Source organism: Campylobacter concisus, assembly GCF_902460875.1.
Classification (GTDB): domain Bacteria; phylum Campylobacterota; class Campylobacteria; order Campylobacterales; family Campylobacteraceae; genus Campylobacter_A; species Campylobacter_A concisus_AA.
On the sequence record NZ_CABPVR010000009.1, the window covers coordinates 156,407 to 183,365 of the forward strand.

The 26,959-nt window shown below is 39.0% G+C and carries 27 protein-coding genes, 1 tRNA gene and 1 pseudogene; 17 read left to right on the forward strand and 12 right to left on the reverse strand.

Annotation, left to right across the window (positions count from 1 at the left end; all coding sequences use genetic code 11):
• Positions 1-99 precede the first annotated feature (99 nt).
• Positions 100-780, reverse strand: coding sequence for an NlpC/P60 family protein (locus F3H01_RS07115; protein ID WP_072594208.1), 681 nt, complete (start codon positions 778-780; stop codon positions 100-102).
• A gap of 139 nt (positions 781-919) precedes the next feature.
• Between F3H01_RS07115 and murA the strand changes: the two genes are divergently transcribed.
• From murA to F3H01_RS07190, 15 genes are all read left to right on the forward strand, one after another.
• A complete protein-coding gene (murA, locus tag F3H01_RS07120; RefSeq protein ID WP_149725294.1) occupies positions 920-2,188 on the forward strand; it encodes a UDP-N-acetylglucosamine 1-carboxyvinyltransferase in 1,269 nt (422 codons plus the stop codon).
• Between the two features lie 2 nt (positions 2,189-2,190).
• On the forward strand, positions 2,191-3,351 hold the full coding sequence (locus F3H01_RS07125; protein WP_149725295.1) for a molybdopterin molybdotransferase MoeA: 1,161 nt from the start codon (positions 2,191-2,193) through the stop codon (positions 3,349-3,351).
• Between the two features lie 51 nt (positions 3,352-3,402).
• Positions 3,403-3,477, forward strand: a tRNA-Gly gene (locus F3H01_RS07130).
• A gap of 65 nt (positions 3,478-3,542) precedes the next feature.
• Positions 3,543-4,349 carry a flagellar basal body P-ring formation chaperone FlgA gene (gene flgA / locus F3H01_RS07135; protein ID WP_149725296.1) on the forward strand — a complete coding sequence of 269 codons (807 nt, stop codon included), beginning with the start codon at positions 3,543-3,545 and terminating at the stop codon, positions 4,347-4,349.
• On the forward strand, positions 4,346-4,897 hold the full coding sequence (locus F3H01_RS07140) for a UbiX family flavin prenyltransferase (RefSeq protein ID WP_149725297.1): 552 nt from the start codon (positions 4,346-4,348) through the stop codon (positions 4,895-4,897). The genes flgA and F3H01_RS07140 overlap by 4 nt, the downstream gene beginning before the upstream one ends.
• Complete coding sequence (coaD, locus tag F3H01_RS07145) at positions 4,894-5,364, forward strand: pantetheine-phosphate adenylyltransferase (RefSeq protein WP_149725298.1); 471 nt, start codon at positions 4,894-4,896, stop codon at positions 5,362-5,364. The genes F3H01_RS07140 and coaD overlap by 4 nt, the downstream gene beginning before the upstream one ends.
• 1 nt (position 5,365) lies before the next feature.
• Positions 5,366-5,953 carry a dTMP kinase gene (gene tmk, locus F3H01_RS07150; protein ID WP_149725299.1) on the forward strand — a complete coding sequence of 196 codons (588 nt, stop codon included), beginning with the start codon at positions 5,366-5,368 and terminating at the stop codon, positions 5,951-5,953.
• Positions 5,954-5,982: 29 nt separating this feature from the next.
• Entirely contained in the window at positions 5,983-7,209 is a 1,227-nt protein-coding gene (gene hisS / locus F3H01_RS07155) for a histidine--tRNA ligase (protein WP_149725300.1), read from the forward strand.
• Positions 7,206-9,041: a biosynthetic arginine decarboxylase gene (speA, locus tag F3H01_RS07160; RefSeq protein ID WP_149725301.1), complete on the forward strand. Its 1,836-nt coding sequence runs from the start codon at positions 7,206-7,208 to the stop codon at positions 9,039-9,041. Before hisS ends, speA begins: the two co-directional genes overlap by 4 nt.
• Before the next feature lie 11 nt (positions 9,042-9,052).
• On the forward strand, positions 9,053-10,231 hold the full coding sequence (locus F3H01_RS07165; protein ID WP_149725302.1) for a pyridoxal phosphate-dependent aminotransferase: 1,179 nt from the start codon (positions 9,053-9,055) through the stop codon (positions 10,229-10,231).
• On the forward strand, positions 10,231-10,434 hold the full coding sequence (gene thiS, locus F3H01_RS07170) for a sulfur carrier protein ThiS (RefSeq protein WP_103558038.1): 204 nt from the start codon (positions 10,231-10,233) through the stop codon (positions 10,432-10,434). Before F3H01_RS07165 ends, thiS begins: the two co-directional genes overlap by 1 nt.
• Before the next feature lie 7 nt (positions 10,435-10,441).
• Positions 10,442-11,293, forward strand: coding sequence for a sulfur carrier protein ThiS adenylyltransferase ThiF (thiF, locus tag F3H01_RS07175; RefSeq protein ID WP_149725303.1), 852 nt, complete (start codon positions 10,442-10,444; stop codon positions 11,291-11,293).
• Positions 11,294-12,058: a thiazole synthase gene (locus F3H01_RS07180; RefSeq protein ID WP_021084623.1), complete on the forward strand. Its 765-nt coding sequence runs from the start codon at positions 11,294-11,296 to the stop codon at positions 12,056-12,058.
• Complete coding sequence (gene thiH, locus F3H01_RS07185) at positions 12,058-13,212, forward strand: 2-iminoacetate synthase ThiH (protein WP_149725304.1); 1,155 nt, start codon at positions 12,058-12,060, stop codon at positions 13,210-13,212. The genes F3H01_RS07180 and thiH overlap by 1 nt, the downstream gene beginning before the upstream one ends.
• On the forward strand, positions 13,199-13,813 hold the full coding sequence (locus F3H01_RS07190; RefSeq protein WP_223155388.1) for a thiamine phosphate synthase: 615 nt from the start codon (positions 13,199-13,201) through the stop codon (positions 13,811-13,813). Before thiH ends, F3H01_RS07190 begins: the two co-directional genes overlap by 14 nt.
• A gap of 36 nt (positions 13,814-13,849) precedes the next feature.
• Here F3H01_RS07190 and F3H01_RS07195 read toward each other — a convergent pair whose 3' ends face one another.
• From F3H01_RS07195 to F3H01_RS07245, 11 genes are all read right to left on the reverse strand, one after another.
• On the reverse strand, positions 13,850-14,419 hold the full coding sequence (locus F3H01_RS07195) for a nitrogen fixation protein NifR (RefSeq protein ID WP_103576844.1): 570 nt from the start codon (positions 14,417-14,419) through the stop codon (positions 13,850-13,852).
• The gene (gene mog, locus F3H01_RS07200; RefSeq protein WP_103576845.1) at positions 14,420-14,959 is read right to left on the reverse strand and encodes a molybdopterin adenylyltransferase; all 540 of its coding nucleotides are present in this window, start codon (positions 14,957-14,959) and stop codon (positions 14,420-14,422) included. It lies immediately after the preceding gene.
• A gap of 10 nt (positions 14,960-14,969) precedes the next feature.
• Complete coding sequence (locus F3H01_RS07205) at positions 14,970-16,622, reverse strand: ATP-dependent metallopeptidase FtsH/Yme1/Tma family protein (protein WP_149725316.1); 1,653 nt, start codon at positions 16,620-16,622, stop codon at positions 14,970-14,972.
• Entirely contained in the window at positions 16,609-17,847 is a 1,239-nt protein-coding gene (gene mtaB / locus F3H01_RS07210) for a tRNA (N(6)-L-threonylcarbamoyladenosine(37)-C(2))-methylthiotransferase MtaB (protein ID WP_149725305.1), read from the reverse strand. The genes F3H01_RS07205 and mtaB overlap by 14 nt, the downstream gene beginning before the upstream one ends.
• Positions 17,847-19,436: a mechanosensitive ion channel domain-containing protein gene (locus F3H01_RS07215; RefSeq protein ID WP_149725306.1), complete on the reverse strand. Its 1,590-nt coding sequence runs from the start codon at positions 19,434-19,436 to the stop codon at positions 17,847-17,849. Before F3H01_RS07215 ends, mtaB begins: the two co-directional genes overlap by 1 nt.
• Positions 19,433-20,470, reverse strand: a complete 1,038-nt coding sequence (gene aroB / locus F3H01_RS07220; protein WP_149725307.1) for a 3-dehydroquinate synthase — start codon at positions 20,468-20,470, stop codon at positions 19,433-19,435. The genes F3H01_RS07215 and aroB overlap by 4 nt, the downstream gene beginning before the upstream one ends.
• Before the next feature lie 2 nt (positions 20,471-20,472).
• Positions 20,473-21,891 (reverse strand): COG3400 family protein, encoded by a 1,419-nt coding sequence (locus tag F3H01_RS07225; protein ID WP_149725308.1) that lies wholly within the window; start codon positions 21,889-21,891, stop codon positions 20,473-20,475.
• 93 nt (positions 21,892-21,984) lie between these two features.
• Positions 21,985-22,545 (reverse strand): ABC-type transport auxiliary lipoprotein family protein, encoded by a 561-nt coding sequence (locus F3H01_RS07230; RefSeq protein WP_149725309.1) that lies wholly within the window; start codon positions 22,543-22,545, stop codon positions 21,985-21,987.
• Positions 22,542-23,474: an MlaD family protein gene (locus F3H01_RS07235; RefSeq protein WP_149725310.1), complete on the reverse strand. Its 933-nt coding sequence runs from the start codon at positions 23,472-23,474 to the stop codon at positions 22,542-22,544. The genes F3H01_RS07230 and F3H01_RS07235 overlap by 4 nt, the downstream gene beginning before the upstream one ends.
• Positions 23,475-24,215 (reverse strand): ABC transporter ATP-binding protein, encoded by a 741-nt coding sequence (locus F3H01_RS07240; protein WP_149725311.1) that lies wholly within the window; start codon positions 24,213-24,215, stop codon positions 23,475-23,477.
• Positions 24,212-25,318, reverse strand: a complete 1,107-nt coding sequence (locus F3H01_RS07245) for an MlaE family ABC transporter permease (protein ID WP_149725312.1) — start codon at positions 25,316-25,318, stop codon at positions 24,212-24,214. The genes F3H01_RS07240 and F3H01_RS07245 overlap by 4 nt, the downstream gene beginning before the upstream one ends.
• Before the next feature lie 77 nt (positions 25,319-25,395).
• On the opposite strand from F3H01_RS07245, the gene tgt reads away from it, so the two are divergent.
• Positions 25,396-26,526 carry a tRNA guanosine(34) transglycosylase Tgt gene (gene tgt / locus F3H01_RS07250; protein ID WP_149725313.1) on the forward strand — a complete coding sequence of 377 codons (1,131 nt, stop codon included), beginning with the start codon at positions 25,396-25,398 and terminating at the stop codon, positions 26,524-26,526.
• Positions 26,516-26,959 (forward strand): annotated as a pseudogene (locus F3H01_RS07255) (CorA family divalent cation transporter); the annotation flags it as partial. The gene tgt and the pseudogene F3H01_RS07255, both read left to right, overlap by 11 nt.

Here is a 26,959-nt window from a genome sequence, read left to right on the forward strand (position 1 = left end):
TTATTTAAAACTGCATTTACAAGTGTAAATTTATATAAATAATGCTTAAAATTTGAGCCTAGTATTTGTTTTAAAAGATTTTTAGTAAAAATTTCTGATTTATTTTGCTTTGCCATATCCAGCAAATCTATTTGCTGCCAAGCAACTTGAATTTGAGCACCTTACAAGGTAACTATTTATCTCTTGATTTCCTTTTAGATGCACATTTTTTTGTTTTAGATTCATATAGCTATGAATTATCTTTCCGCCAGAATTATGTATAAATTTTACTGTCTCATCGCCAAGTACAGCCGTAACTATGCCAACATGAGTAATATTTTTCTTATCTTTATTTTTTTGAACGCCCTTGCCAAGAGTATTTGAGAAAAATACAAGATCACCTATTTTTGGATTTTTATGAGTAATTAAATTCTTGCTTTCATAAAAATTATAGATCGCTTTTGACTTTCTACCGCCATTATCGTAGTAGCGATTTATTGTCTTTTCATCAAAATACATATTTTGATACTTTGCATTTACGATAGAAACAAATCCTGAACAATCGCCTCCCGCTCTTGTATTTAGGTATTTTTTAAAAAAAGAACCAAATTTTTTATCTTCTCTATCATTATCTTCATCTATGATTTCGCCAATCATTTGCTCGCTAAAATCAACGCTTGAAGTTACGGTCTGATTTGTTTCATTTTGCGGAGTTGTCGGTTGATTAGAGGTAAAAGAACAACCTGTAAAAAATATAATGCTAAGAATAAAAAAGATTTTTTTATTTATTGAATTTGACATATTTATATCCAAAATTTTAGTGTTTGCAATTTTAACTTTTAAACGTAAATGAACCGGAAATAGTGCTTTGCTTTCTTTATTCTAAGTTAAAAAGCAATATAATATCGGCAAAAAACATATTTTCTTAAGGCAAAAAACAATGATGCACTATTTAAAGATAAAAGGAAATGCCAAATTAAGTGGCGAAGTAAAAATAAGCGGTGCCAAAAATGCTGCTCTACCGATCATCGCCCTAACCTTACTTGCAAAAAAAAGTGTAAATTTAACAAATATCCCAAATGTCGCTGATATAAAAACGCTTTGCCAACTGCTAACTAACCTAGGAGCAAAGTGTGAATTTAAAGATAAAAATTCACTAAGCATAGACACAAGTGCTGTAAGCTCAACTACTGCAAATTATGATATCGTTAGAAAGATGAGAGCATCGATCTTAACACTTGGACCGCTTCTTGCACGATTTGGGCACTGCGAAGTGAGCCTACCTGGAGGATGTGCGATCGGACAAAGGCCTATTGATCTGCATCTAAATGCGCTTGAAAAAATGGGAGCAAATATAGAAATAAAGCAAGGCTACGTCATTGCAACAGCACCAAATGGCCTAAAAGGCGCAAAGATCGTTTTTGATAAGATCACCGTAACTGGCAGCGAAAATATCATCATGGCTGCAGCCCTAGCCCACGGTACGACAGAGCTTTTTAACGTAGCGCTTGAGCCTGAAGTGGTGCAAATTTGTGAAATTTTGGCTAAGAGTGGCGTTAAAATAGAAGGCATCGGCACAAGTGAGTTAAAGATCACTGGAAGTGGCCAAAAATTACTTGAAATTTGCGATATTGAAGTCATTCCTGATAGGATCGAAGCTGGCACATATCTTTGTGCTGGAGCTATAACAAATAGTAAAATTTCAGTCACAAAGGCAAATGCTGCACACATGACAGCCATTTTAAATAAATTTGAAGAGATGGGCTTTGGTATCGAAGTAGACGGCGATAAGATCACGATATTGCCAGCAAAAGAGATAAAACCAGTGGAGATAAGAACCACTGAGTATCCGGGCTTTCCAACAGATATGCAAGCTCAATTTATGGCACTTTGCCTTGCAGCAAATGGCGTTAGTACGATAGATGAGAGACTTTTTGAAAACCGCTTTATGCACGTTAGCGAGCTTGCTAGAATGGGAGCAGATATTAAATTAAATGGGCATATTGCAAGCGTTTATGCGCCAGCTAAGCTAAATGCAGCCGATGTGATGGCGACAGATCTTAGAGCTAGCTCAGCGCTGATACTAGCTGCTCTTATAGCAAATGGTGAAAGCTTGGTACATAGAATTTATCATCTTGATAGAGGATATGAAAATTTAGAAGAGAAATTTCAAGGCCTTGGTGCAAATATTACTAGGCTTGAGGAGTAAAAATGCTACTAAATGATGCATTAGATGCGCTTAAATCCAAATTTAAACTAAAAACAGATAGTGAAATTTTACCTATTAGTATGGCTCTTGGTAGAACATTGGCAAATGATGTAGTGGCAGTAAAAGACTTGCCATGTTTTGATAACTCTGCGCTTGATGGCTTTGCTGTGAAATTTGAAGATAAAGATAAGCCATATAAAATAGTTGCAAGTGCCTTTGCAGGCGATAAAGAGCAGCTAAGTATCGGCAAAAATGAGTGCGTTAAGATAATGACTGGCGCGAAGATGCCAAAGGGTGCTGATACAATCATAAAGATTGAGGATTGTGTAGTTGATGGAAATTTTATAAAAGCACCAAATAACCTTAAAAAAGGTGATGGATATCGCTTTAAAGGCGAAGAGGTAAAGATTGGTGAAATTTTGCTAAAAAGTGGCGATGTTTTAAACACTAGAGGCATAATAATGTTAGCAGCACAGGGCATAAGTTTTATAAATGTAAAAAAACAGCCTAGCATTGGAATTTATTCAAGTGGAAACGAGATTATCGAGCCTTGGCAAAGAGCAAGCGAGGATGAAATTTACAATGCAAATGCCTTTGGCATCGCTGCACTTTTAAGGTACATTGGGCAAGATAGCTCATATCTTGGCATCATAAAAGATGAGCTAAGTGCTGTCAAACAGGCATTTCTAAATACCACAAACTACGACATAGTTATCTGTTCTGGCGGAGCAAGCGCTGGTGAGGCTGACTATATGAAAATAGCTCTAAGTGAGCTTGGATACAATGAAATTTTTTCACATATTGATATAAGACCTGGCAAACCTTGCAAGGCTTATGAAAAAGATGGCAAACTTATTTTTGTCCTTCCTGGAAATCCAATGGCAGCTTATGTTTGCATGATGATGCTTGTTTTGCCTCTTTTAAAAGAGGATTGCTTTGTGATGCAAAATGCTACAAATGCACAAAATTTAAAGGTAAAATCAGGCAGGATCAATGCCATTTTTGGAAATATTGAAAATGATAAATTTATAGCAACAAATGGTGGAAAATACGGCTCTGGCATGATAGATCATATTTTAAAAAGCACTTTTATGTTTTCAACTAGCCCAGATCAAAGCGAAATTTTGCAAAATAGTGAAATTTCTCTTATAAAACTTCCATAAAATCTTGACAAATGAAAAACAATCTGATAGAATGCGGACTTCATTTTGACTGCGGGAATAGCTCAGGGGTAGAGCACAACCTTGCCAAGGTTGGGGTCGCGAGTTCGAATCTCGTTTCCCGCTCCATCTTTTTTATACTCTTTTTTTTATTTTCCACAAAACTTTTTGCAAATGAAGTCAGCATTTATCCAATGTATTGCGTTCTAAATGATCAAATTTCGCTTAGTACTTTTGGCTTTGATGGCGAAGACAATGAAATTTTAAACCTAGAGGGCAAAAGAGCAGCCAAGATAGATAGCAAAAAACTCTATGAAATTCTAATAGCAAATTTTAAAACATATAAAGATAAAAGCGGTGGTAGTGTTGCTTTTGTAAAGAACTGCTCTATTATGGATGAGATTCAAATGCAATTTTTAAGATCAATTAGCGATGAATATCCTGGTATCAGCATAAGCGATCTTAGCATCAGTCCACAAAATAAGCTTCCAGCAAATTTCAAAGAGCTCGTCCTAAAAAATATCTTTTTAGGTGATCAAAATAGTCAAAAAGGTACATTTAGAGCATCATTTGAGGATGTTGATCTGAGTCTAAAAAGTATTTATTTTAAATTTAGCTTTAATGCTAAGATGCCAGCCTTCATAGCAATAAATTCAATGAATACAAACCATATTTTAAGCCTACTTGACTATCAGCCAACAATGATTGAGTTTGGCAAATGGCCAAAAGATGCACTTTCTAACTCAAATAGCTTAGCTCTTATAACAAAAGTACAGATAAAAAGCGGTGAAATTTTAACCAAGCGTCAGTTTAACGCCATAAGTTTAGTCAAAAAAGGTCAAATGCTAAATGCGGTTTTAAGCGAGGATGGCGTTAAGATAATAGCTGAAGTAAAGGCTCTTGAGGATGGAAATTTAGGTGATATGATAAAGATAAGAACAAAAGATAATAAAATTTTACAAGCCACAGTTTCAGGTAAAGACGAGGCAGTGATAAGATGAAAAAGATAGTTTTTGCAGCCACTGGAGCAAGCGGGGCTGGACTCTTTTTAAAGCTTGTCAAGGCTGCCAAAGATAGTTGCGAGGCGCATGTCATAGTTAGTAAAAATGCCATGAAGGTTTTGGAAGCTGAGGAGAATTTAAAGCCAAATTTAGATGATCTTGGCGTAAAAATTTATGACGACCAAGATCTTGGCGCAGGCCCGGCTTCTGGCTCATTTGGCGCGGGTGCTATGATCATAGCACCCTGCTCTACCAACACGCTAGCAAAAGTTGCAAATGGCATAAGCGACACGCTCATCACAAGAGCTGCAAGTGTCGCGCTAAAGGAGAGACAAAGGCTAGTTTTAGGTGTTCGAGAGATGCCATTTTATGCGATCGCGCTTTCTCAGATGCAGCTGCTCTCATCTCTTGGGGCCATCATCGCGCCCCCAGTTTTAGGCTACTACGCAGATATAAAGAGCCTTGATGATATGGAAAATTTCATCATTGGCAAGTGGCTTGATGCCTTAAAAATCGAAAATAATCTTTATAAAAGGTGGCAAATTTGAAAAAATCTTGCATCTATCCAGGGACATTTGACCCCATCACAAACGGCCATTTGGACGTTATCGTAAGAGCTACAAAAATTTTTGACAAGGTAATCGTCGCAGTCGCAAAAAGTGATAGCAAACAGCCGATGTTCGCACATGAAAAGCGTATAGAAATGGCAAAAGAGGCAGTTTGTGAGCTAAAAAACGTAAGTGTGCTTGGCTTTGATAACTTGCTTGTTGATTTTGCTAGATCCCACGGCATAAACACCGTTATCAGGGGACTTCGAGCGGTTAGCGACTTCGAGTATGAGCTACAAATCGGCTATGCAAACGCTGCACTTTGGGACGAATTTGAGACGGTTTATCTTATGCCAAGTTTAAATAACGCCTTTATCTCAAGCTCTATCGTCCGCTCAGTCTTGCGCCACGACGGCGACGTGAGCAACCTAGTGCCAGCAAAAATTCTAAAAAATTTAAAGGCGTAAAATGTATGTTTTGTTTGAAGGCATTGACGGCGTTGGCAAGAGCACACAGATAGAAATTTTAGCTTCTAAATTTAGTGATGCCATCATCACAAAAGAGCCTGGCGGCACAAAGCTTGGTGAAAATTTACGTGAAATTTTACTAAGCTCAAGTATAAAAATAGGCAAAAGGGCTGAAATTTTACTCTTTTTGGCTGACAGAGCTGAGCATTTTGAAAAGCTAGTCGCTCCAAATTTAAGCAGGCTCATTTTAAGCGATAGAGGCTTTATCTCTGGTATCGCCTACGCTTTGGCAAATGATGAAAACTTAGATGAAAACGTGCTTTTAGAGCTTAATAAATTTGCACTAAATGATAAATTTGCAGACAAGATAGTCTTTTTTGAAGCAAGCCATGAGCTTATAAGCTCACGCTTAAAAAGTAGAGGCACAAGTGATAAGATCGAAGCTCGTGGGCTAGAGTATCTTTTAAAAGTGCAAAGCCTGATGAAGCAAATTCTTATCAAAAATGGCTTTGAAACGCTTTTTATAGACGCGTCTAAAAGCATAGAGCTAATTTCAAAAGAGATAGAAAATTTTATAAATTTTAAGTAAAATCACAAAAAAATAAAAAGGATAATGCGATGATAACGGCACTTCGTGGCATGAAAGATATGCTTCCAGCTCGCGCAAAACTTTACGCACAGATAATAAAAACCTGCGAGGAAGTCGCAAAAAACTACGGATATGAGCAAATTTTAACCCCGCACCTCGAGGAGACGGCGCTTTTTAAAAGAAGTGTCGGCGAGAGCAGTGACATCGTGGGCAAAGAGATGTATCAGTTTGAAGACAAAGGCGGCAACGACGTTTGCTTGCGTCCTGAGGGCACAGCTGGCGTGGTTAGAGCGTTTATTGAGGCAAAACTTGACAGGGCAAATGTGACAAAACGCTGCTTTTATCACGGCTCGATGTTTCGCTACGAGCGCCCACAAAAAGGTCGCTTAAGAGAGTTTCACCAGTTTGGCTGTGAGTGCTTTGGCGAAGGCAGCGTCTATGAGGACGCGAGCATTATCTTGATGGTGAGTGAAATTTTTAATAGGCTAAATATAAAAACAACCCTAAAAATAAACTCGCTTGGCGACGAGAGCTCGATGAAGTCTTACAAAGAAAAGCTCGTTAAATTTTTAGATGAAAACGACGACAGAATTTGCGAGGACTGTAAAAGACGCAAGCTTTTAAATCCTATCCGCGTGCTTGACTGCAAGGTTGAGAGTTGCCAAGAAATTTATAAAAATGCCCCAGTTATCACTGATAGCTTAAGCGATGAGGCACAGGCTGACTTTGAAAAACTGCAAGAAATTTTAACGGCAAATGGCGTTAAATTTGAGATAGACACTAAGCTTGTTCGTGGGCTAGACTACTACTGCAAGACGGCGTTTGAGTTTATTAGCAATGAGATCGGCTCACAAAGTGCAGTAGCAGGTGGTGGCAGATACGACAGGCTCGTAGAGTACCTTGGCGGTAGAGCAAGTTATGGCGTTGGCTTTGCGATGGGTGTTGAGAGGATAATGGAAATTTTAGGTGAAGCTGAGGATGAGCGAGACGGAGTTTATCTTTGCGCGCTTGATGCGGCGAATGTTGATTTTATCTATAATCTTGGCTCAAAACTTCGCAAAAAATATCCGGTTGAAATTTCTTATGAAGCTAAAAAGCTTCAAAAACATCTGCAAAATGCCGACAATAAAAATGCAAAAATTTTCCTTTGCGTGGGCGAAAACGAGATGAAAGAGAATAAAATTTGGTATAAAAATTTAGAAACCAAAGATGAAAAAACGATACATTTAGATGATCTTGAAAAGGAGCTGGGATGAATGATTTTGGACTTAGCATTTGGGGTAATTCAAATTTTGTTATAGAAGATGGCAAAGTCTGTATAAATGCAGCCAGCAAACCAGCGATTATCGACATCGTAAAAGAGATAAGAGACGACGGATATAGAGGGCCGCTACTGCTTCGCTTTCCGCACCTTATCCAAAAGCAGATCGAGCAGATCCACGCAAGCTTTGCGAAAGCAAAGAAAGAATTTGCCTACAAAGGCAGCTTTAATGCCGTATTTCCACTTAAAGTGAATCAATATCCTGGCTTTGTAAAAAATTTAGTTCGCCTTGGCAAACCCTACAACTACGGCCTTGAAGCTGGTAGTAAGGCTGAGCTACTTTTAACAATGGCTTATAACAACGATAAAGCGCCTATAACGGTAAATGGCTTTAAAGATAAAGAGATGATAAACATAGGCTTTATCGCCGCTGAAATGGGACACAACATCACGCTAACGATCGAGGGCTTAAACGAGCTTGAAGCGATAATCGCCATCGCAAAAGAGCGCTTCAAACCAAAACCAAAGATCGGACTTAGAGTAAGACTACACTCGACAGGATCGGGGCTCTGGGCAAAAAGTGGTGGCATACACTCTAAATTTGGACTAACATCAACCGAGCTAATAGAAGCTGTAAAGATGCTAAAAAAGGCAAATTTACTTGAAAACTTCACGATGATACACTTTCACATCGGCTCTCAAATAAGCGAGATCCACCCGCTCAAAAAAGCACTCATCGAGGCTGGCAACATCTACGCTGAGCTTAGAAAAATGGGTGCCTCAAATTTAAAAGCGATAAATTTAGGTGGCGGTCTTGCGATCGAATACTCACAGTTTAAAGAAGAAAGCAGTAGAAACTACACACTAAACGAATATGCAAACGACGTTGTTTATATGCTTAAAACTATAAGCGAGCAAAAAAAAGAGATCGAGCCAGATATATTTATAGAGTCAGGTCGCTACATCGCCGCTTCTCATGCACTTTTGGTTGCTCCCGTGCTTGAGCTATTTTCTCAAGAATACACCGAAGAGAAGCTAAATTTAAAGAAAAATAATCCAAATTTAATAACCGAGCTAGTTGATCTTTATAAATCAATCAAACCTTCAAACGCCCTAGAATACCTACACGACGCCATTCACCATACCGAGAGTATCCTCACACTTTTTGACCTAGGCTATGTCGATCTGCAAGATAGATCAAACGCAGAGGTGCTTTTAAGGCTCATTAGCAAAAAGGCTGTCGTAATGCTTGGCAACAAGAGCAACTCAAGCGATCTAACTAAAATTCAAAAAGAGGTTCAAGAGAGATACCTACTAAATTTCTCTATTTTTCAAAGCTTGCCTGACTTTTGGGGTCTAAAGCAAAATTTCCCTATCATGCCACTTGACAGGCTCGATGAGCGCCCTACTCTGCCAGCTTCGATCTGGGATATCACCTGCGATAGCGACGGAGAGATCAGCTATGATGACGAGAAAAACCCACTTCTTTTGCACGATGTGGATGTGGAGAAGGAGGATTATTTCTTGGGATTTTTCCTAGTTGGCGCATATCAAGAGGTGATCGGCATGAAGCACAATCTCTTTACTCATCCAACGGAAGCTACAATAGAGCTTTCTAATGATGGCTACAAGATCACAAATTTACTAGAGAGCCAGTCGATCCTTGATATTATGGAGGATATGGACTATGATATCTACGAGATCCAAGACACTCTAAATGAACGCTTAGAAAAATCAACTTTGATAAACGAAACACAAAAGAAGCAAATTTTGGGCGAACTTTATCTATTTTTAAATGATAATAGCTACTTAAAGACAATCAACTAAAAAGGAAAATAATGCAACTAGCAAACAGAATGCAAACATTAAGCGAATCAATCACAATCGCAATCAGCACAAAGGCCAAAGAGATGAAGGCTGCTGGCATCGACGTAATCTCGCTTTCAGCTGGTGAGCCTGATTTTATGACTCCAAAAAAAATAAGAGAAACTGTAAAAAACGCACTTGATAACGATAGCAAAAGCGGCAAATACACGCCAGTGCCAGGCCTACCTGAAGTGATAGAGGCCATTAGAGCAAAGCTAAAAAGAGATAATGGGCTTGACTATAAAGCAAATCAAATCGTCACAAATATCGGCGCAAAGCACTCACTTTTTAATGTATTTCAAGCGCTTATCAACCCAGGCGATGAGGTCATCATCCCTTCTCCATACTGGGTGAGTTATCCTGAGATCGTTAAATTTTGTGGCGGCGTGCCTGTCTTTATCGAGGCGGATGAGAGCACAAATTTCAAAGTCACAGCCGAGCAGCTAAAAAAAGCGATCACTCCAAAAACAAAGGTCTTTTCACTAAATCACCCGACAAATCCAACTGGAGCCGTATATACAAAAGAGGAGATCGCGGCATTTGGCGAGGTTTTAAAGGGCACTGACATCATCATCACAAGCGATGAAATTTATGAAAAAGTGATCTACGGCAAGAAATTTCACGCAGTAGCCTCAGTAAGCGAGGATCTTTTTAAAAGAACGGTCACGATAAATGGCCTAAGCAAGTGTGGAGCGATGCCTGGCTGGAGATTTGGCTATATCGCAAGCTCGATGGACTGGCTAATTGCTGGCATCAAAAAGCTTCAAAGCCAAAGCACAAGTAACATTAGCTCGATCGTGCAAATAGGTGCTATCCCGTCACTTCTTGGCGAAACTGACGAAGACATCGAAAACATGAGAAAAGAGTATGAAAAAAGACGCGACGTGGCAGTTGAAATGATAAATGCTATCCCTGGGCTAAGCGTAGTTAAGCCTGATGGCGCGTTTTATCTATTTGTAAAATGTAAAGATGTGGACGGCGACTCACTTAGATTTTGTAAAAAGATGCTTGAAGAGGCGAACGTAGCAACCGTGCCAGGTGTGGGCTTTGGCATGGAGGGATACTTTAGAATTTCTTTTGCGACAGACATCGAGAGCATAAAAAAAGCGATCGAGAGGATCGCAAATTTTGTAAAAAGCTACAAAATTTAATGATCAAATTTAGCGTAAATGGCAAAATTTTCGAGCTTGAAAACGATATAAATGTTTATGATTTTTTAGCTCAAAATGGCTATGAGCTTAAATTTATAGCCCTTGAGCGAGACGGAGAAATTTTGCCAAAAAAGCTTTGGCGTGAGCGCTTCATGAGCGAAGCCAAAGCCTATGAGATCGTCACTTTAGTTGGCGGTGGATGAGGAGAAAATGATAGAGATAGTTTTAAATGGCGCAAAATTTAAGGTGCCAGTAAAAAGCCTTGGCGAGCTAAAAGAGCTCGCTCTTGGCGATAAAGAGAGTGAAATTTATAAATTTTTAGAGAAATTTAACGCGACAAAGCCAGATATTTTTATCGTTGATGGCTTTGCTATAAAAGAAGATAGCAAGCTAAAAGATGGCTCAAACGTCGTATTTATAAGGCGTGGCGTGATGCCTGAGCGTGAAGTTTTACGCTCTATGATCGCCTCACGAAACAGCCCTGAGCTAAATTTAGCCCTAAGCAAAGCGGTGATAGGTGTAACTGGACTTGGCGGTCTTGGCTCAAATATCGCGCTAAGCCTTGCAAGAGTTGGCGTAAAAAAGTTAGTGCTTGCCGACTTTGACGTCGTTGAGCCAAGCAACTTAAACCGCCAGCAGTATTTCGTCCGCCACATCGGCTTAAAAAAGACGCAGGCGCTCAAAGAGCTGATAAATGACGTCAATCCCTTTGTCGAGGTCGAAACTCACGATATATTTTTGGACGAAAAAAACGTGGCTAGCGTCTTTGGTGAGTGCGAAATTTTATGTGAAGCCTTTGACAATGTCGCTGGCAAGGCGATGATACTAAACGAAGCTGGCGCCAGCCTAAAAGATAAAAAGATCATCGGCGCCTCTGGCATGGCTGGATACTTTAGCTCAAATCTCATAAAAACCATAAAATTTGCTAAAAATGTCTATCTTTGCGGCGACCTCACAAACGAGGCGAAGATCGGTCAAGGGCTCATGGCGCCGCGCGTCGCAGTCTGCGCAAACCACGAGGCAAATTTAGCCATTAGACTACTTATGGGCTTGGAGGTGTAAGTGCAAAGTGATAGTTTGATCCTTGGCGGCAAGGAATTTCAAAGCCGCTTTATCCTTGGCTCCGGCAAGTATTCGCATGAGCTCATCGACTCAGCCATAAACGAGGCTGGCGCGCAGATCCTAACCCTTGCTCTTAGGCGCATAAACGAGAGCAAAGAGCGAAATATACTTGACTTTATCCCAAAAGGCGTGACGCTTTTGCCAAACACAAGTGGCGCTAGAAACGCTAAAGAAGCCGTTCGTATCGCCCAGCTTGCACGTGAGCTTGGGTGCGGGGAGCTTGTTAAGATAGAGATCATCACTGACTCTAAATTTCTCTTTCCAGACAACGCCGAGACGATAAAAGCTTGCGAAGCCTTGGCAAATGATGGCTTTGTGCCAATGCCTTATATGTTTCCAGACCTAAACGCTGCAAGAGCGATGCTAAGTGCTGGGGCAAGCTGCATAATGCCTCTAGCTGCACCCATTGGATCAAACCAAGGGCTAGTTTTTAAAGATATCATTGAAATTTTGATAAACGAGCTTGATACGCAGATCATCGTTGATGCTGGCATAGGCAGGCCTTCACAAGCGTGCGAAGCTATGGAGATGGGAGCGGCTGCGATCATGGCAAACACAGCCATCGCCTCATCTAAAAATATCCCGCTCATGGCAAGAGCCTTTAAAGAGGCGATCATCGCTGGTCGCAATGCCTATCTAGCAGGGCTTGGCGCAAAGAGCAAAAGCGCAAACGCCTCGTCTCCGCTCACTGGATTTTTAGACTGATGAAATTTACAAGAACCAACCACATGCAGCTGCTACCTCACATGCAGGATGTTGGCAGTGATATAATGGATGAAATTTTAAAAGAGCGAGCGAGCTACAAGCCAGAAATTTATACCGAAGCAGACGTAAAAGCAGCTCTTAATGCAAATCACTGCTCACTTGAAAATTTAAAAGCCCTACTCTCGCCTGCTGCAGCGCCATTTTTAGAGCAAATAGCCCAGCTCGCCCAGGCAAAAACAAGGGCAAATTTTGGCTCAAACATCACGCTTTTTACCCCGCTTTACATAGCAAACTACTGCGACAATCTCTGCGTTTATTGCGGTTTTAACGCTAAAAATAATATAAAAAGGGCAAAGCTAAGCGACGAGGAGATCACAAGGGAGTTAAGAGAAATTTCAAAGAGCGGCTTAGAAGAAATTTTGATCCTAACTGGCGAGAGCGAAACCAACTCAAGTGTCGCTTACATCGCAAATGCCTGCGCTTTGGCAAAGAAATTTTTTAAAGTCGTTGGTGTTGAAATTTACCCACTAAACTCTGAGGACTACGCCCTGCTTCACAAAAGTGGCGCAGACTACGTGACCGTCTTTCAAGAGACTTATAATCCCACAAAATACGAGAAAATCCACCTTGGCGGCAATAAAAGGATATTCCCATACCGCTTAAATGCGCAAGAGCGAGCGCTTCTTGGAGGCATGAGAGGAGTTGGCTTTGCCGCACTTCTTGGCATAGATGACTTTAGACTTGACGCCTTTTCGACTGCACTTCATGCGAGCCTCATTCAAAAAAAGTATCCGCATGCCGAGATCGCATTTTCATGCCCAAGGCTTCGCCCCATCATAAACAACGACCGCATCAATCCACGAGATGTGGGCGAGCGCGAGCTTTTGCAAGTGATCTGTGCTTATAGAATTTTCATGCCAACAGCTAGCATAACGATCTCAACTAGAGAAAAGGCGAAATTTCGCGACAACGCCGTAAAGATCGCTGCAAATAAGATAAGCGCTGGCGTAAAAGTGAGCATCGGCGCTCACGGCGAAGAGAAAAAGGGCGACGAGCAGTTTGAGATAAGCGACGACAGAAGCGTGGATGAGATAAAAGCTATGATAAAAGCAAATGGCTTAGAACCACTAATGAGCGAGTATGTCTATGTTTAAAATTCTCTGCGTGGCCGACTTTGAAAGCTATAAAGGTGATGACTTTTTAAAGAGAATTCAGCTACTTTGCAAGGCTGGCGTGGATGAAATTTTGCTTCGTGCAAAGGGGCTAAACGAGGCTAATTTTTACGATCTTGCCAGGGTTGTGGCTCAAATTTGTGAAAACTACCGCAAGAAATTTATCATTAATCAATTTTTTGACGTAGCTTGCAAGCTAAAAGGCGACTTTTGGCTCACTTCGGCGCAGCTTGAGTTTTTTAAAAATCACGGCGTTTTTTTAGATGAATTTAGAAAAACAGCTAAAATTTACGCCCCAGCTCACGACCTAGAGCAGGCTAAAATTTCAGCCGCTATTGCTGACACACTAGTGGCCTCTCATATATTTGCCACTTCTTGTAAGGAAGACTTAGAGCCAAAAGGGGTAAATTTTATAAGCGAACTAAAAAGCTTTGATAAAAAAATTTACGCACTTGGCGGACTAGATAGTGGGAACTACAAAGAGGCCATAAAAGCTGGCGCAAATGGCATTTGCTTCATGAGCCTAGCAATGAGCGGCGATATAGAGCTTATAAAAAAGATAGTAGAGAGCAAAAACGGCTAAATTTAGTATAAATTACATAAAATAATACGTAAAATTTTACTCATTTTTGCTAGCGATATATGTTTTTATATCAAATATAAGTAGCGTCACAAGCGATGGCAGCATATAGGAGTTTAGCACTAAAAGCAGCGACTTTGTCAAATTTGACTTTATTAAAGTCTCTATGTCAAAGCTGTTGTTGTAGTTTAAAAAATATAGCAAGGCAAAGTCGCCAACAAGAACTATGCGAGAGACCTTTAGCAAGATGTCATTTCCCAGTCTTGCAAATTTATCATCGACCACAATCGACAAAGTGATCCATCCAAGCAGCCAAATTGCGCAGGCTAAAGCATAAACAGTAATGCTTTCATCAAATTTTTCAAGTAGTAAAAATACCAAGGGTTGCAAAAATACAAGGCTAGCGATAAACCAAAGAAGTGAGCTAAAGGCTAGCAGGCAAACACAGCCAAAGATAGAAGTGGCCGAGATAAAGCCAAAAACCTCTAACCCAAAATAATATGCTAGCGCATAGGATAAAAAAGAAAAAACAAGCCAAATTTTAATAACAAGTCGCCACCTATTTGCAAAGGCAGTGGCTTTTAAATTTAGGCTATCTGTCAAACCCATTTACGAGATTTTCTTTTGTTTTGGGCGGAAAACTTTCATCACGTTTTCATCAGTCTCGATAAATGCACCCTCTATGAGATCGATGCAGTATGGCACCGCTGGAAATACTGGCTCCAAGCACTCTTTTATCGCCTTTGGTTGACCTGGTAAATTTATGATGAGCGCGTGGCCTCTGATGCCTGCTGTTTGGCGTGATAGGATCGCTGTTGGGACGTATTTTAAGCTTGCTGCTCTCATCAGCTCGCCAAAGCCTGGCATCATCTTCTCACAAACTGCCTCTGTTGCCTCTGGTGTCACATCTCTAAGAGCTGGCCCAGTACCACCGGTAGTTAGCACAAGGTCGCAGCCAAGCACGTCTACCATGTGCACAAGCCTCTCTTTTATCAGCTCAAACTCATCTGGTATAACCTCGTAAAAGTACTCACGCTCGCTCACTATCCAGCTATCAAGCACCTCTTTGATCGCTGGGCCTGATTTGTCCTCATATGTGCCCTCACTTGCACGATCAGATAGTGTTAAAATGCCTATTTTTGCTTTCACTTTTTCTCCTTTAATAGTTTTCGTTTAAAATTTTTGCCAGCGTTTCTTTATCTACGCTCTCATATGCTAGCAGATATGAGCTTATCTTTGCGATTTGCTCATTTGTGCCTTTTAAAAAGGATATGATCTCCTCTTTTGCTTGCTTTAAAATTTCTTCTACATCGTTTGGATTTGGAACAAAAGAGCTTCCCATGCCATATTCATAAACCATCTTTGAAGCGATCTCTTTGGCTAAATTTAGATCACTACTTGAGTTTGAAAAGATGTCATTTTCGTCTATCTCAAGCTTGCACATGCCAGCTATAAGCACCTTGATACGAGATATCATCTGTGACTTTGACTCAATCTCTTGCTCTGTGGCCATGAATCTATCTTCTATAAGAGAAATTTTTTCAAATTTCACATCAAACCAGTAAGCACTTAGCGCCTTTGCTCCTTGATAGATGGCTTGAATTTTCTTCTCGTTTTCGCTATAGCTTAGCACCTTTTTTTTACCGAGCAAGACCTTGTTTAAAACAGCTTCAAAGTCCCTCATTTTAAGCACGCTCTCGCCATTTCTTAGAGCATTTATCGCAGCTTCATTTACAAGTGTACTAAGTGCTGCGCCTGAAAAGCCAACACTCATTTTGGCGATATCCTCAGCGGTCACTTCACATTTTTTATCTTTTAGATATGTGTTTAAGATCGCTACTCTATCATTAAAATCAGGCATAGAAAGAAAAATTCTCCTATCAAAACGCCCTGATCTAAGCAGCGCCTCATCGATCATTTCGATCCTATTTGTGGCAGCTATGACGATGACACCTGAGTTATCTTCAAAGCCATCCATCTCGGTTAGTAGCTGATTTAGCGTGGCTTCTCGCTCGTCATTTCTAGTCCCACCCCTACTCTTGCCAACGGCGTCTATCTCGTCGATAAAGATGATTGAGGGCGCATAGGACTTGGCTCTACTAAAAAGCTCTCGTACTCTTTTTGCACCCATGCCGACATAAATTTGCACAAAGCTTGCACCATTTTGATAAAAAAATGGCACATTTGCTTCGCCAGCAACTGCCTTTGCTACAAGCGTCTTACCAACGCCTGGAGGGCCGATCATTAGCACGCCTTTTGGCATTTTGATACCAAAATTTCTATATTTTTGTGGATTTTTTAGAAAATCAACTATCTCACTAAGCTCGCTTTTGACCTCACTAATGCCTGCCACATCGCTAAATCTCACATTTGAGATGACTGGCATAGTGTTTTGATTTAGCACACTTTCTATCTCAAATGCGCCCTCTTTTTTGCTAAGCAAGCTCTCCTCTTTTTTTCTGATATTTCTAAAGATATAAGCGTACCAAAGCACTAAGCAGACAAAGATGATAAATCCCCAGATCATGCCAGGAGTGATGTATTGCTTAGTCTTTTCAACAGGTACTTTTTTAATAAGTTCTTTTAGATCGATACCCTCTTTTATGATTGAAAAACGATTGTTTTGTGCATAAAGCACGACTTCATCGTCATCGATTACAGCGCGGTCTATAAAATTTCCATCCATTAGTTGCATATATTGCGAATATGTGATATTTCGTGGTTCTTTACTAATGGCAAATAACAGCACGCTGATTAATGCGACAGCTGCGATTATTAGGATATTTTTCTTATTAAATTTAAATTTTTGCATAATTGGCATCTGGCTTAACTTCATATTCGCTTACCTCCACCCACTCTTTTGTTATGTCTTTTTGGCTTAAAATTTTAGCTTTGTTGTAAAACTGATCAAAGCCCTCGTAAAACTCACCATTTTTTTGCTCGACTAAAATTTTTAAAGCTCCGTTATGCTTTTTTCTAAAATTTTCATTATTTTGCAAAGCAATGCCTTGTAAAATTTTTAGCCTACTTTTTGCCACATCACCGCTAACATCGCTTTTTAGTGTAGCTGAGTGCGTATCACGCCTTGGCGAATAGACAAAAGCGTGCAGATGCGTGATAGGAAATTTCTTAAAATTTTCCACAGCCTCTGTCCATATCTCCTCACTCTCACCAGGATGACCCACGATGTAGTCCGTGCCAAGGGCAAAGCCAAGAGAACTTAGCTCATTAAAAAGCTCCAGATCACTAAATGCGTTATTTCGTCTTCGCATGATCTTTAGCATAGCCTGACTCGTGTGCTGAAGTGCGATGTGCAAATGACGCTCCAGCCACTCTTCTTTTAAAATTTCTCTAAAGCTCTCATCTATCTGGCTTGGCTCAATACTTCCAAGTCTAATGCGCCTTATGCCAGAAATTTTACCTAAGTTTGCCAAAAGCTTACCAAGAGAGCTATTTGTATCTTTGCCGTAACTGCCTATATTTGTGCCAGTTAGTACGAGCTCATTATAGCCGTTTTGGGCTAAAATTCTTGCCTCTTTTAATATCATAGCCTCATCCATGCTTCTAGCCTTGCCGCGAACCGAAGGGATGATGCAGTAGCTGCAGCTAAAGTTGCAGCCTTCTTGAATCTTTATAAAAGCCTTAGTGTGATTTTCGTAATTTGTAACTATATTTTTATCAACTGAGTTTAAATTTCCAAGCTCAAAAAATGGCTTTTCTTGCTTTAAAAGCTCATTTAGATCGCTCTTTTTACTAGCTCCAAGTACGCCAAATATACCGCTATTAAATAGCTCTTTGCCCTTACTAACCGCGCCACATCCAGTCAGCACCACCTTTGCCCCGCGCCTTTTTACACCGTTTATGTAGTTTCTGACACCGCTATCGGCAGAATTTGTAACAGTGCACGAGTTTATGACCACGACATCAGCGCTCTCTTCATCATTTGTGATCTCGTAGTCCTTGATGTAGCTTTTTAAAAGCTCAGTATCATAGATATTTGTGCGACATCCAAATGTTTTAAAAAATATCTTTTGCATTAAGAATTTTCACTCTCTTGCTCGCTGTGAGCGGTGTGATCGCTTGGATTTTCTTTTTTGCCTATAAACATAGTTTGTGTTGGATAAGCGATCTTTATATCATCTTGAGCTAAAAATGCTTCTATTATCTCAGCGCTAATAGTGCTTCTAAGAGCCAAAGTCGCATAAGAATTTGCCATATACCAGCATGAGACATTTATACCATAAGGCTCAAAAAATGTATAAATTCTTGGCTCTACATTTGGATTTTTGATGCTGTATTGACTTCTTAGTTTATTCATCTGGCGTTTTGCGATATCAGTGTAGCCTTTTGAGTATTTCTTAACAACATTTCTTGCTAGATACACAGCTTTTTTATGATTGCTATCAAAGCTTATAACGATATCTATACCATCCCAAACGGTCTTCATACCATAATGAGCATAGTTTGCGATGAGGTCGGTAAAGATATAGTTATTTGGCACAAAGATAATTCTACCTGCACGGCGATTTGTCTTATAAGTCGAGTAACTAACATCCTCAAAAACAGTCAGCCTAAGCAAAGAGATATCGATCACATCGCCTACAAATTCACTACCATCATGAAGTACTCTGATCCTATCACCAACATGTATAGAGCCGCCAAACATAATCACCATCCAGCCAAGCATGCTCATAAACATATCTTTCATCGCAATGGCGATACCAGCTGAAGCAAAACCTAGCACGGTTACTAGATATGTGACATTTTCGATGTATGAAAAAAGTAAGATTATGATGATAACGGTGATATTTAAAACGTTTAAAAATTTATTGACCGTGTAAAATCTCTCATTATCAGTAATCGTTCTTTTAACGATAAATTTAGCGATAAATGTTAGTCCGATCGTCAAAAGAATGATGATAGCTGTATAGCCCATGCTTAAAAACTGAGCTTTTATATCAGAGGTTGTTAAATTTATAGCCTCATCAGCCCTTTTTTCATAGACATTATAAGTAGTATCAGCGATCTGTTTTGCCGCTTTAAAGTCGCCTATTTCTTGTTTTACTAAGTTTAGGCTTTCCCTATTTTGCTCATTTTCTTCGATCAAATTTAGTCTATTTAGTAAATTTTCTTTTGTTTCAAGCTTTTCCAAAAGCGTATCAAGCTCTTTTATATGCCTTTGATACTCGATCTTATCACTCTTTATCTTTTTGATATACGAAAAGCCAGATATAAGTGCAACGGGACTTGTTATCCTTGGTGGAGTATCCATTTCAGGAGCTGCTAGCATATTTGAAAATGGCGTTTTTTCATACTCTTTTAGTAAATTTATCTGCTCTTTTAGAGTTTGGATTCTCTTTATGATATCGCTGCCTCTTCTTGAGCTTTTGTCCAGTTTCTTTAGTTCATTCTCGTTTTTTTCAAGCTCATCAATAAGCCTTTGATAAGTGTTATAGTTAGCATACCTTGTGATCCAGATATTGTTTTTTAGGGAGTTATCTAGATTTGAAATATCTTTTATAAGCTCGTTATTTTGTAAATTTTGCGAGCCATTTTGCTCAAGCGTAACGTTCTCCTCAGCGTAAAGGGTAAAGCAAAAAAGTATTAAAACTAGGATCTTTTTCATTTAAATTCTCTTAAAATTTTTAAAACGTCTTCTTTTTTGACGTCATTCTTGATGATCGCACTGCCGATTTTATCTGCAATGATGAAATTTATCTTATCATCTTTTGTCTTTTTATCCATAAAAAATGCCTCGTAAAATGCATATTCATTTTCTATTTTGTAGCTTACTGGAAGGCCAAATTTTACTAAAACCTGTTTGATACCCTCTGCCTGCGCCTCACTCATGAGCCCTAGTCTTACACTTAAGCGATTTGCCATATTCATACCTATCGCCACCGCCTCGCCGTGTAAAAATTCTTTATAATTTGTCTCATTTTCTATAACGTGAGCAAAGGTATGGCCGTAGTTTAGGATAGCTCTTAGCCCTTTTTCTTTCTCATCTTGTTCAACCACTTTTGCTTTTAAATTTATAGACTTTTCAACCAGCTTAGCTAAATTTTCATCGTCCAAATTTATGCTCTTTAGCCAATCAAACATCTCTTTATCAAATGTTATCGCCATCTTTAAAGCCTCAGCAATACCCGCTGCAAATTCTCTTTTTGGCAACGTTTTTAAGAAATTTATCTCGCAAAAAACTGCCTTTGGCTGACAAAATGAGCCTATTAAATTTTTACCAAATTTGTTATTCACACCCGTTTTTCCGCCAACACTAGCATCAACTTGCGCTAGAAGCGTAGTTGGAATGTTTATGAAATTTATTCCTCTTTCGTAGATGCTCGCCGCAAAGCCAGTCATATCGCTTATGACGCCACCACCAAAGGCGATTAACGTAGATGAGCGATCAAATTTACTAACAAAAAGCTGCTCTAAAATTTGCTCTACCGTTTCAAGGTTTTTATACTTCTCGCCGTCAGGCACACTTATAATAAATTTCTCATCGCATTTTAAAACACTAAGTAGCTTTTCAAGATGGAGCCCCGCTACTTTGGCGTTTGTAACGATGCCAACCTTGCCTTTTAGCTCTAATCTCTCAAGCTCGTTTATATAAATTTTATAGCTTGATACTTTTTCTTTAAGATTTAAATTTATCTGCATTTTTACTCACTTACTGGCACAAAAAGCTGTGCATTTTGGCTTAGTTTTTTATAAAGCCTATTTAAATTTGTCGATAAAAAGGCAAATGCCCCACCATTTGCCACGCTTTTAGTAAACATTACAAAATGAAGCAAATCTTTTGTATTTTTTAGTTTTACAAGTGGATTTTTAAGATTGTGATTTTCTATCTTTATACGCTTAGAAAATAGCGCGCTAATGCTCTCAAAATGCTCTCTTAACGCTTCATCATCGCTATGCTTATTATCAAAATAGTAAAATTTCATCTCCAGATCAAGCTGTGCACAGCAGTCTGTAATGACGGCTGATTGATTCTCCACTTCTTGACTTTGATCGCCTAGTATAACGCCCTCTTTTATATTTGAGAGCAAAATTTTGCCTGTTTTTAGCACTGGAAGTTTTAGCTCGTAAAATAGCTTTTTAAATTTAAAAAAGTATTTATTATCGCTTAAGATTAGGCCGATGTCGTGCTTTAAAACATCATATTTTATAGATTTGTTATCACTATTAAAATAATCCATCAAAACAATGATATTTTTTTCTTTTATCGCTTTTAAAGTATCTAAATTTTCACCTAAAGTTGGATTTATCACTCTAAAAAAAAGGCGTTTATTATTTAGCTTTGAATGCAAATACAAGCTATCCTTTATGAGCTTGCTAACACGTTCTTTATCCATTGAGATCATATCGATCAGCACATAGATGTTGCTACCAAATGGACTTGGAAACTGTCCACTTTCACGCTTGATCGAGCGATAAACATTTTGAAGCACATTTGGATCACCAACGATTAGTAATATATCGCTTGGCTGTATCATTACATTTGGCTTTGGCAAGATGATCTCGCTGCTTCGATATATGAGAGCTATTCGCCATTTCTTTTGAGCTACTGAGCTAATGTGACGATACATATAAGAGCTACCTATTGGCACCTTAACTTCCATGATCTCGCCCTCACTAAGGCCGATATTATCGGCTAAAACTGGCAGATCTGGTAAATAGTCCATAAGCCTTGATGCTGCAATATCTCTGATATCAACCACGCTTAAGTGTTTATCGCTTGCAAATATTTCTTTGCATTTTTCATCAAGCTCCCATGAGCTCATAAAAACAGTCTCGGTCTTTGTGCTGATCTGTCTTAAATTTTCATAAACAGCAATCGCCTCATTTTTATCATCACAAACTATACAAAACTGACTAAAATAGCCATCGCTCACGCTTTTTAGCTTTGAGAGACTAGTTGGGTCAAACTGGTAAAATGTAAAATTTTCATAATTTGATTTTTGGCTGTAATCCTCACTTGAAACAACGATATAGTGATGCAAATTTGATTTTGTTTCAAGCAGTCTGTTTAAAAAATTTCTTGCGAAAGTTCCATCTGCGATTATTAAAATTTTCTTCATCAATTCTCCGTATTTTAAAGCTAACATTATAACAAAAGGTCTTTAAAATAAGCTATTCTGGCTATAAATTTAAAAATTTACAGCCAAGAAAATTTAAGAGATTATTTCAGAGATTAGCGTATCTATTGCTAAATTTGTAGCCTTATTTATCGTATCAAAAATAGTACTTGAGCTTGGATCTGGACAAAAAATTTCTTTTGTGATCATGCCTGATTTTAGCGAGGCGTTTGCGTTAAATAGCTCGTAAGCTAGCGAAACTTCGGCTTTGTCGCCTCTTATTTGAAGTGAGATGATACTAACTTTTAGCCTAAGATCCTTTGCATTTGGTGAAAATATAGGCTTTGCAGCGCAGTTTGAATAAAGCCCTTTTACAAGCGATTTATAGACCATTTCACTTGGCTCAGAGACAAATTTAGCATCACTTAGGTATCTGATTTTGTTATTTTCAGCCACGATCAAAATTTTTCTAGTATCAACCATATCAAGAGCACTCACATTTTCGATAAATACATTTTTTAGCTCTTTTTGCTTATTTTCAGCCGAGCATTCTTTGTTTGAGTAGTGAATTTCATACATAGTTGCCACTGGCACGTCGGTCTTTAGCGAGCAGCCAAAAAATAAAAACGCAGCTGCTAGAAAGATTAAATTTCTCATTTTTTATCTCCTTTGTCATTTGGCACTGGATTTGTGAAGAAAAACTCGTAAGGATTATCTTCAAGCCTTTGAAGCGCACCTCTAAATTCACGAAGTGTCTTATCAAATCCATTTAAAAAATCACTCGCTTCTCTTAATAACGGCCCAACCGTATTTCTAAGGTCGTATTCGCCATCTTTGGCCTTTTTAGAGATGAGCTCTTGCAGCGAATTATATCCGGTAATAGCCGAATTTGCCAATACAAAAACTTGGTTTGCATTTGAAATTAGTCTATTTAAATTTTTAACCAATTCTTTTGTATCGGTTTTGTTTAAAGTATCTGTAAAATTTTTTACATTTTTAACGATACTATCAACCTCACTTAGCCCCTCTTCGTCTGTTAAAACTTGTGTAAATTTATCGATATTTTTAAGGACTGACTCTACGTGAGCGATATTTTCAGGCGAGAAAAAGTTATCGACTTTATCAAGTGTTTGATTTATCTTTAAGGTGATGTTTTCAGCGTTGTTTCCAAGCTTTGAAAAGAGGCTCTCTTCAAGCTGTAAGATAGGCTTTTGGCCTGATGCAAAGTCTTTTGTGCCACGGCTTATATTTATACTAGCCACACCGCTGATAGCCTGAACTTCTATACTTGCCACGCTATCGGCCTTTATCGGCAGATCTTCTCTAATTTTCATTGTAATGTTTATAATAGCATTTTTATCATCGACAAAATTTATATCACTAACACTTCCAGCTGGCACACCGATAAATTTAACCGTAGAATCGACCTTTAATCCACTTGGCAGCTCAGTCGTGTGGATGTAGTACTCTTTAAAATCAACCTTTGTGTTATTTTTGCTAGTCATCCACCAGATAAATATCGCAAAAGCTGTAAGGCAAGCCATAAAAAACATACCGACAATGGTATAAGAATTTCTATTTTCCATCTATTTTTTCCTCATTTTAAATAGCTCTTCAAGTGGGTTATTTTCGAGATATTCAAGCTCTTTTATATTTCCCTCAAAGGCTATTTTTTTATTATCTATTATCAAAAATCTATCCAAAATATCAAAAATACTATCAGCATCATGAGTTACCATAACAACCGTAACTCCGATACTATCACGCAGTTCTTTTATGAGTGAATCCATCTGGCGCGAGCTAACAGGATCAAGGCCACTGTTTGGCTCATCTAAAAACAGCACTCTTGGACTTAAAACCAAAGCCCTTGCTAGCGCGGCTCTTTTTTTCATACCACCACTTAGCTCACTTGGATAAAGCATAGAAACCTCTTTTTTAAGTCCAACTTTTTGTATCCAAAACATCGCTATCTCATCGATCTGGCGCTTGTTAAATTTAGAGTACTCATGGAGCAAAACGCCCACGTTATCAAGTATCGTCATCGAGCTATAAAGTGCTCCAAATTGAAACATAGTTCCGCTTTTTAGCTTTATCTCTTGCTGCTCTTCTTGGCTACTTTTCCACATATTGACGCCATCAAACGCTATATCGCCACTATCAGGTTTTTTTAGGTATATCATCGTCTTCATGAGCGTCGTTTTACCAGTGCCGCTGCCGCCCAAAAAGCCGTAAATTTCAGCCTCTTTGACGCTCCAGCTCACATTATCGTGCATGATCTTATCGCCATAACTTGTCGTTATGTTTTTTCCAACTATTATCTCGTTCATATCTTTAGCCACATAAAAATTATCGCAAAAAAGGCGTCAAGCGCGATGACCCAAAATATCGCATTTACAACGCTAACAGTAGTCATCGCTCCAAGGCTTTGGGCGTTTTGACTAACGCCAAATCCCCTCATACACCCAATGATCGCTATTACCGCACCAAAAAACGGCGCTTTTATCATACCAACAGCAAAGTGCCTAAGCTCGACCATCTCGCGAAATCTATTTAGATAGTCACTAAAGCTAATATCAAGTATCGTTTGGCAAATGATCATCTGCCCTAAAATGCTTATAGCGTCAGCTATAAAGATGATGACTGGCACGCAAAGCACCATGGCGATGATGCGCGGCAGCACCAAAAAGTTAAAGGGCTCAAAGCCCATCGTCTTCATCGCGTCAATCTCTTCAGTTAGCTTCATAGCGCCTATTTGTGCGGTAAAACTTGAGGCCGATCTGCCTGCTACAACGATAGCTGCGATGAGCGGAGCTACCTCTCTAAGCGTTAGCATACCCATGATCTCGACTATAAATATACTTGCCCCAAAGCTTGCAAGCATCGCACTACCAAGATATGCGAGCACGACGCCTATCAAAAAAGCGGTGAGCGAGACGATGAAAACGGCATTTACACCGCCATCTTTTATGTAGTTGCTAAATTCTCTAAACCTTAAATTTGTAGGATTAAATAAAATCCTCACGCTTTTTATCAAAAACTCGCCCAAAAACGAGCCAAACTCAAGCAAATTTACAAATCCCTCGCAAATTTTCTCTCCCAAGCGTGAGAAAAAATTTAGGCTATTGTGCGGTGGCATATATCTAAAGTCGATCTTTTCGTCATTTAAAAGATCGCCCATCGCCTTTATCTTCTCGTCATTTGTGATGATCTCAAATTTCTTGCCATTTAGCGTGTTTTTCAAAAGGATCAAAACAGCGTAATCAATGCTCTTTAGCTCGCTAAAGTCAAATTTAACATTGCCGTTAAGCTTTTGGATTTTTTTAAAAATGCTTTGTAAATTTTTAGCATCTTTGTAGCTAAACTCGCCTGCAAATTTTATGGTCGCAGTGCCGTTTGCTTCGCTAAAAACGATATCATTTCTCTTTTGCAAAAAGTTCCTTTGCCTTAAAATTTCTGGATTATATTATAAATTTTGTTAAAATAAAAACAAAAATTTTAAGGACTTAGATGAAATTTGAAGTTATAAAAAAAGATGGCAACGCAAGGCGCGGCGTGCTCACTACAGCTCACAGCGTGATACAAACGCCAGTTTTCATGCCAGTTGGAACGGTTGGCGCAGTTAAAAGCTTAGATGCCTTTGATATGAGTGAAATTTTAGACGCAAAGATAATTTTAGCAAACACCTACCACATGTATCTGCGCCCTGGCAGTAAGGTTGTGCGTGAGTTTGGCGGACTGCATGGATTTTCTAAATTTGAGCGCTCGTTTTTAACTGATAGCGGCGGCTTTCAGGCATTTTCGCTTAGATCAAATACCAAAAATGACGATGGCGGGATAAAATTTAAAAGCCACATCGACGGCAGCACGCACTACTTCACGCCAAGATCCGTCCTTGACACACAGTATGACCTAGGCAGCGACATCATGATGATACTTGATGATCTAGTGGCTTTGCCTGCTGAGCCAAAAAGGATAGATCTCAGCATAAAACGGACGATAAAATGGGCAAAAGAGGCGATTGACTATCATAAATTTATGCAGAGTAAAGGCGTTGGCTTAGAGCAAAATATCTTTGGCATCGTTCAAGGAGGCACCGACTATGAGGCACGTAAATTTTGCGCCGAAGCTTTAAATGAGATGCCATTTGACGGCCTTGCGATCGGTGGTCTAAGCGTTGGCGAGAGCAACGAGGCTATGTATGACACGGTTGAGGCGGTTATGCCATTTATGGATGAGCTTAGACCTCGCTACCTAATGGGCGTTGGCACACCTGAAGATTTGGTCGAAAATGTCGAGCGAGGTGTTGATATGTTTGACTGCGTTATGCCAACAAGAAACGCAAGAAACGGCACGCTTTTTACTAGCTTTGGCAAGATAAATATAAAATCAGTCAAATTTATAAACGACCACGCGCCAATTGACCCGCAGTGTCAGTGCTATACCTGCAAATGCTACTCCAGAGGCTACCTAAATCACCTTTTTAAGGCTAGAGAGCTAACGTTTTTTAGACTAGCAAGCCTTCACAACCTGCACTACTATTTAAATTTAATGAAAGAGATAAGAGAGGCGATAGAGGCTGGCGAATTTGCTAAATTTAAGAAAAATTTTTATGCTAAAAGGGCAAAAAATGAGCTATAAAAGTTCAGTTTGTGGATATTTCTATGGCGATGAATACGACTATATTTTGCTTGTTTCTTTCACGCAAAAACAAAGCTATAAATTTTTATTTAAAAATGGCAAAATTTACAAAGAAGATTTTGATCACGAATGCGATAAAAACGAGTTTGAAGCGGCTCTTAAAAAACTATGTAATGAATATGCAAACAAAATTTTAGAACATCAAGAAGAGCTAAACGAGTATGAAAAAATTTATGCTAGTCGAAAAAACTTTAATAAATTTATCAAAAGACACCACTTTTTAAAATATGAGATTAGAAAATTTCAAAACAAGATATCTCATTTTTATGAAACCCTTTCGATTTGTCAAAGCGAGCAACAAAATTTAAAAAAAGAGCTTAAAAATAGTACTCATGAGGCAAATGTTTTTAGAACAATGGCTAATGAATATGCC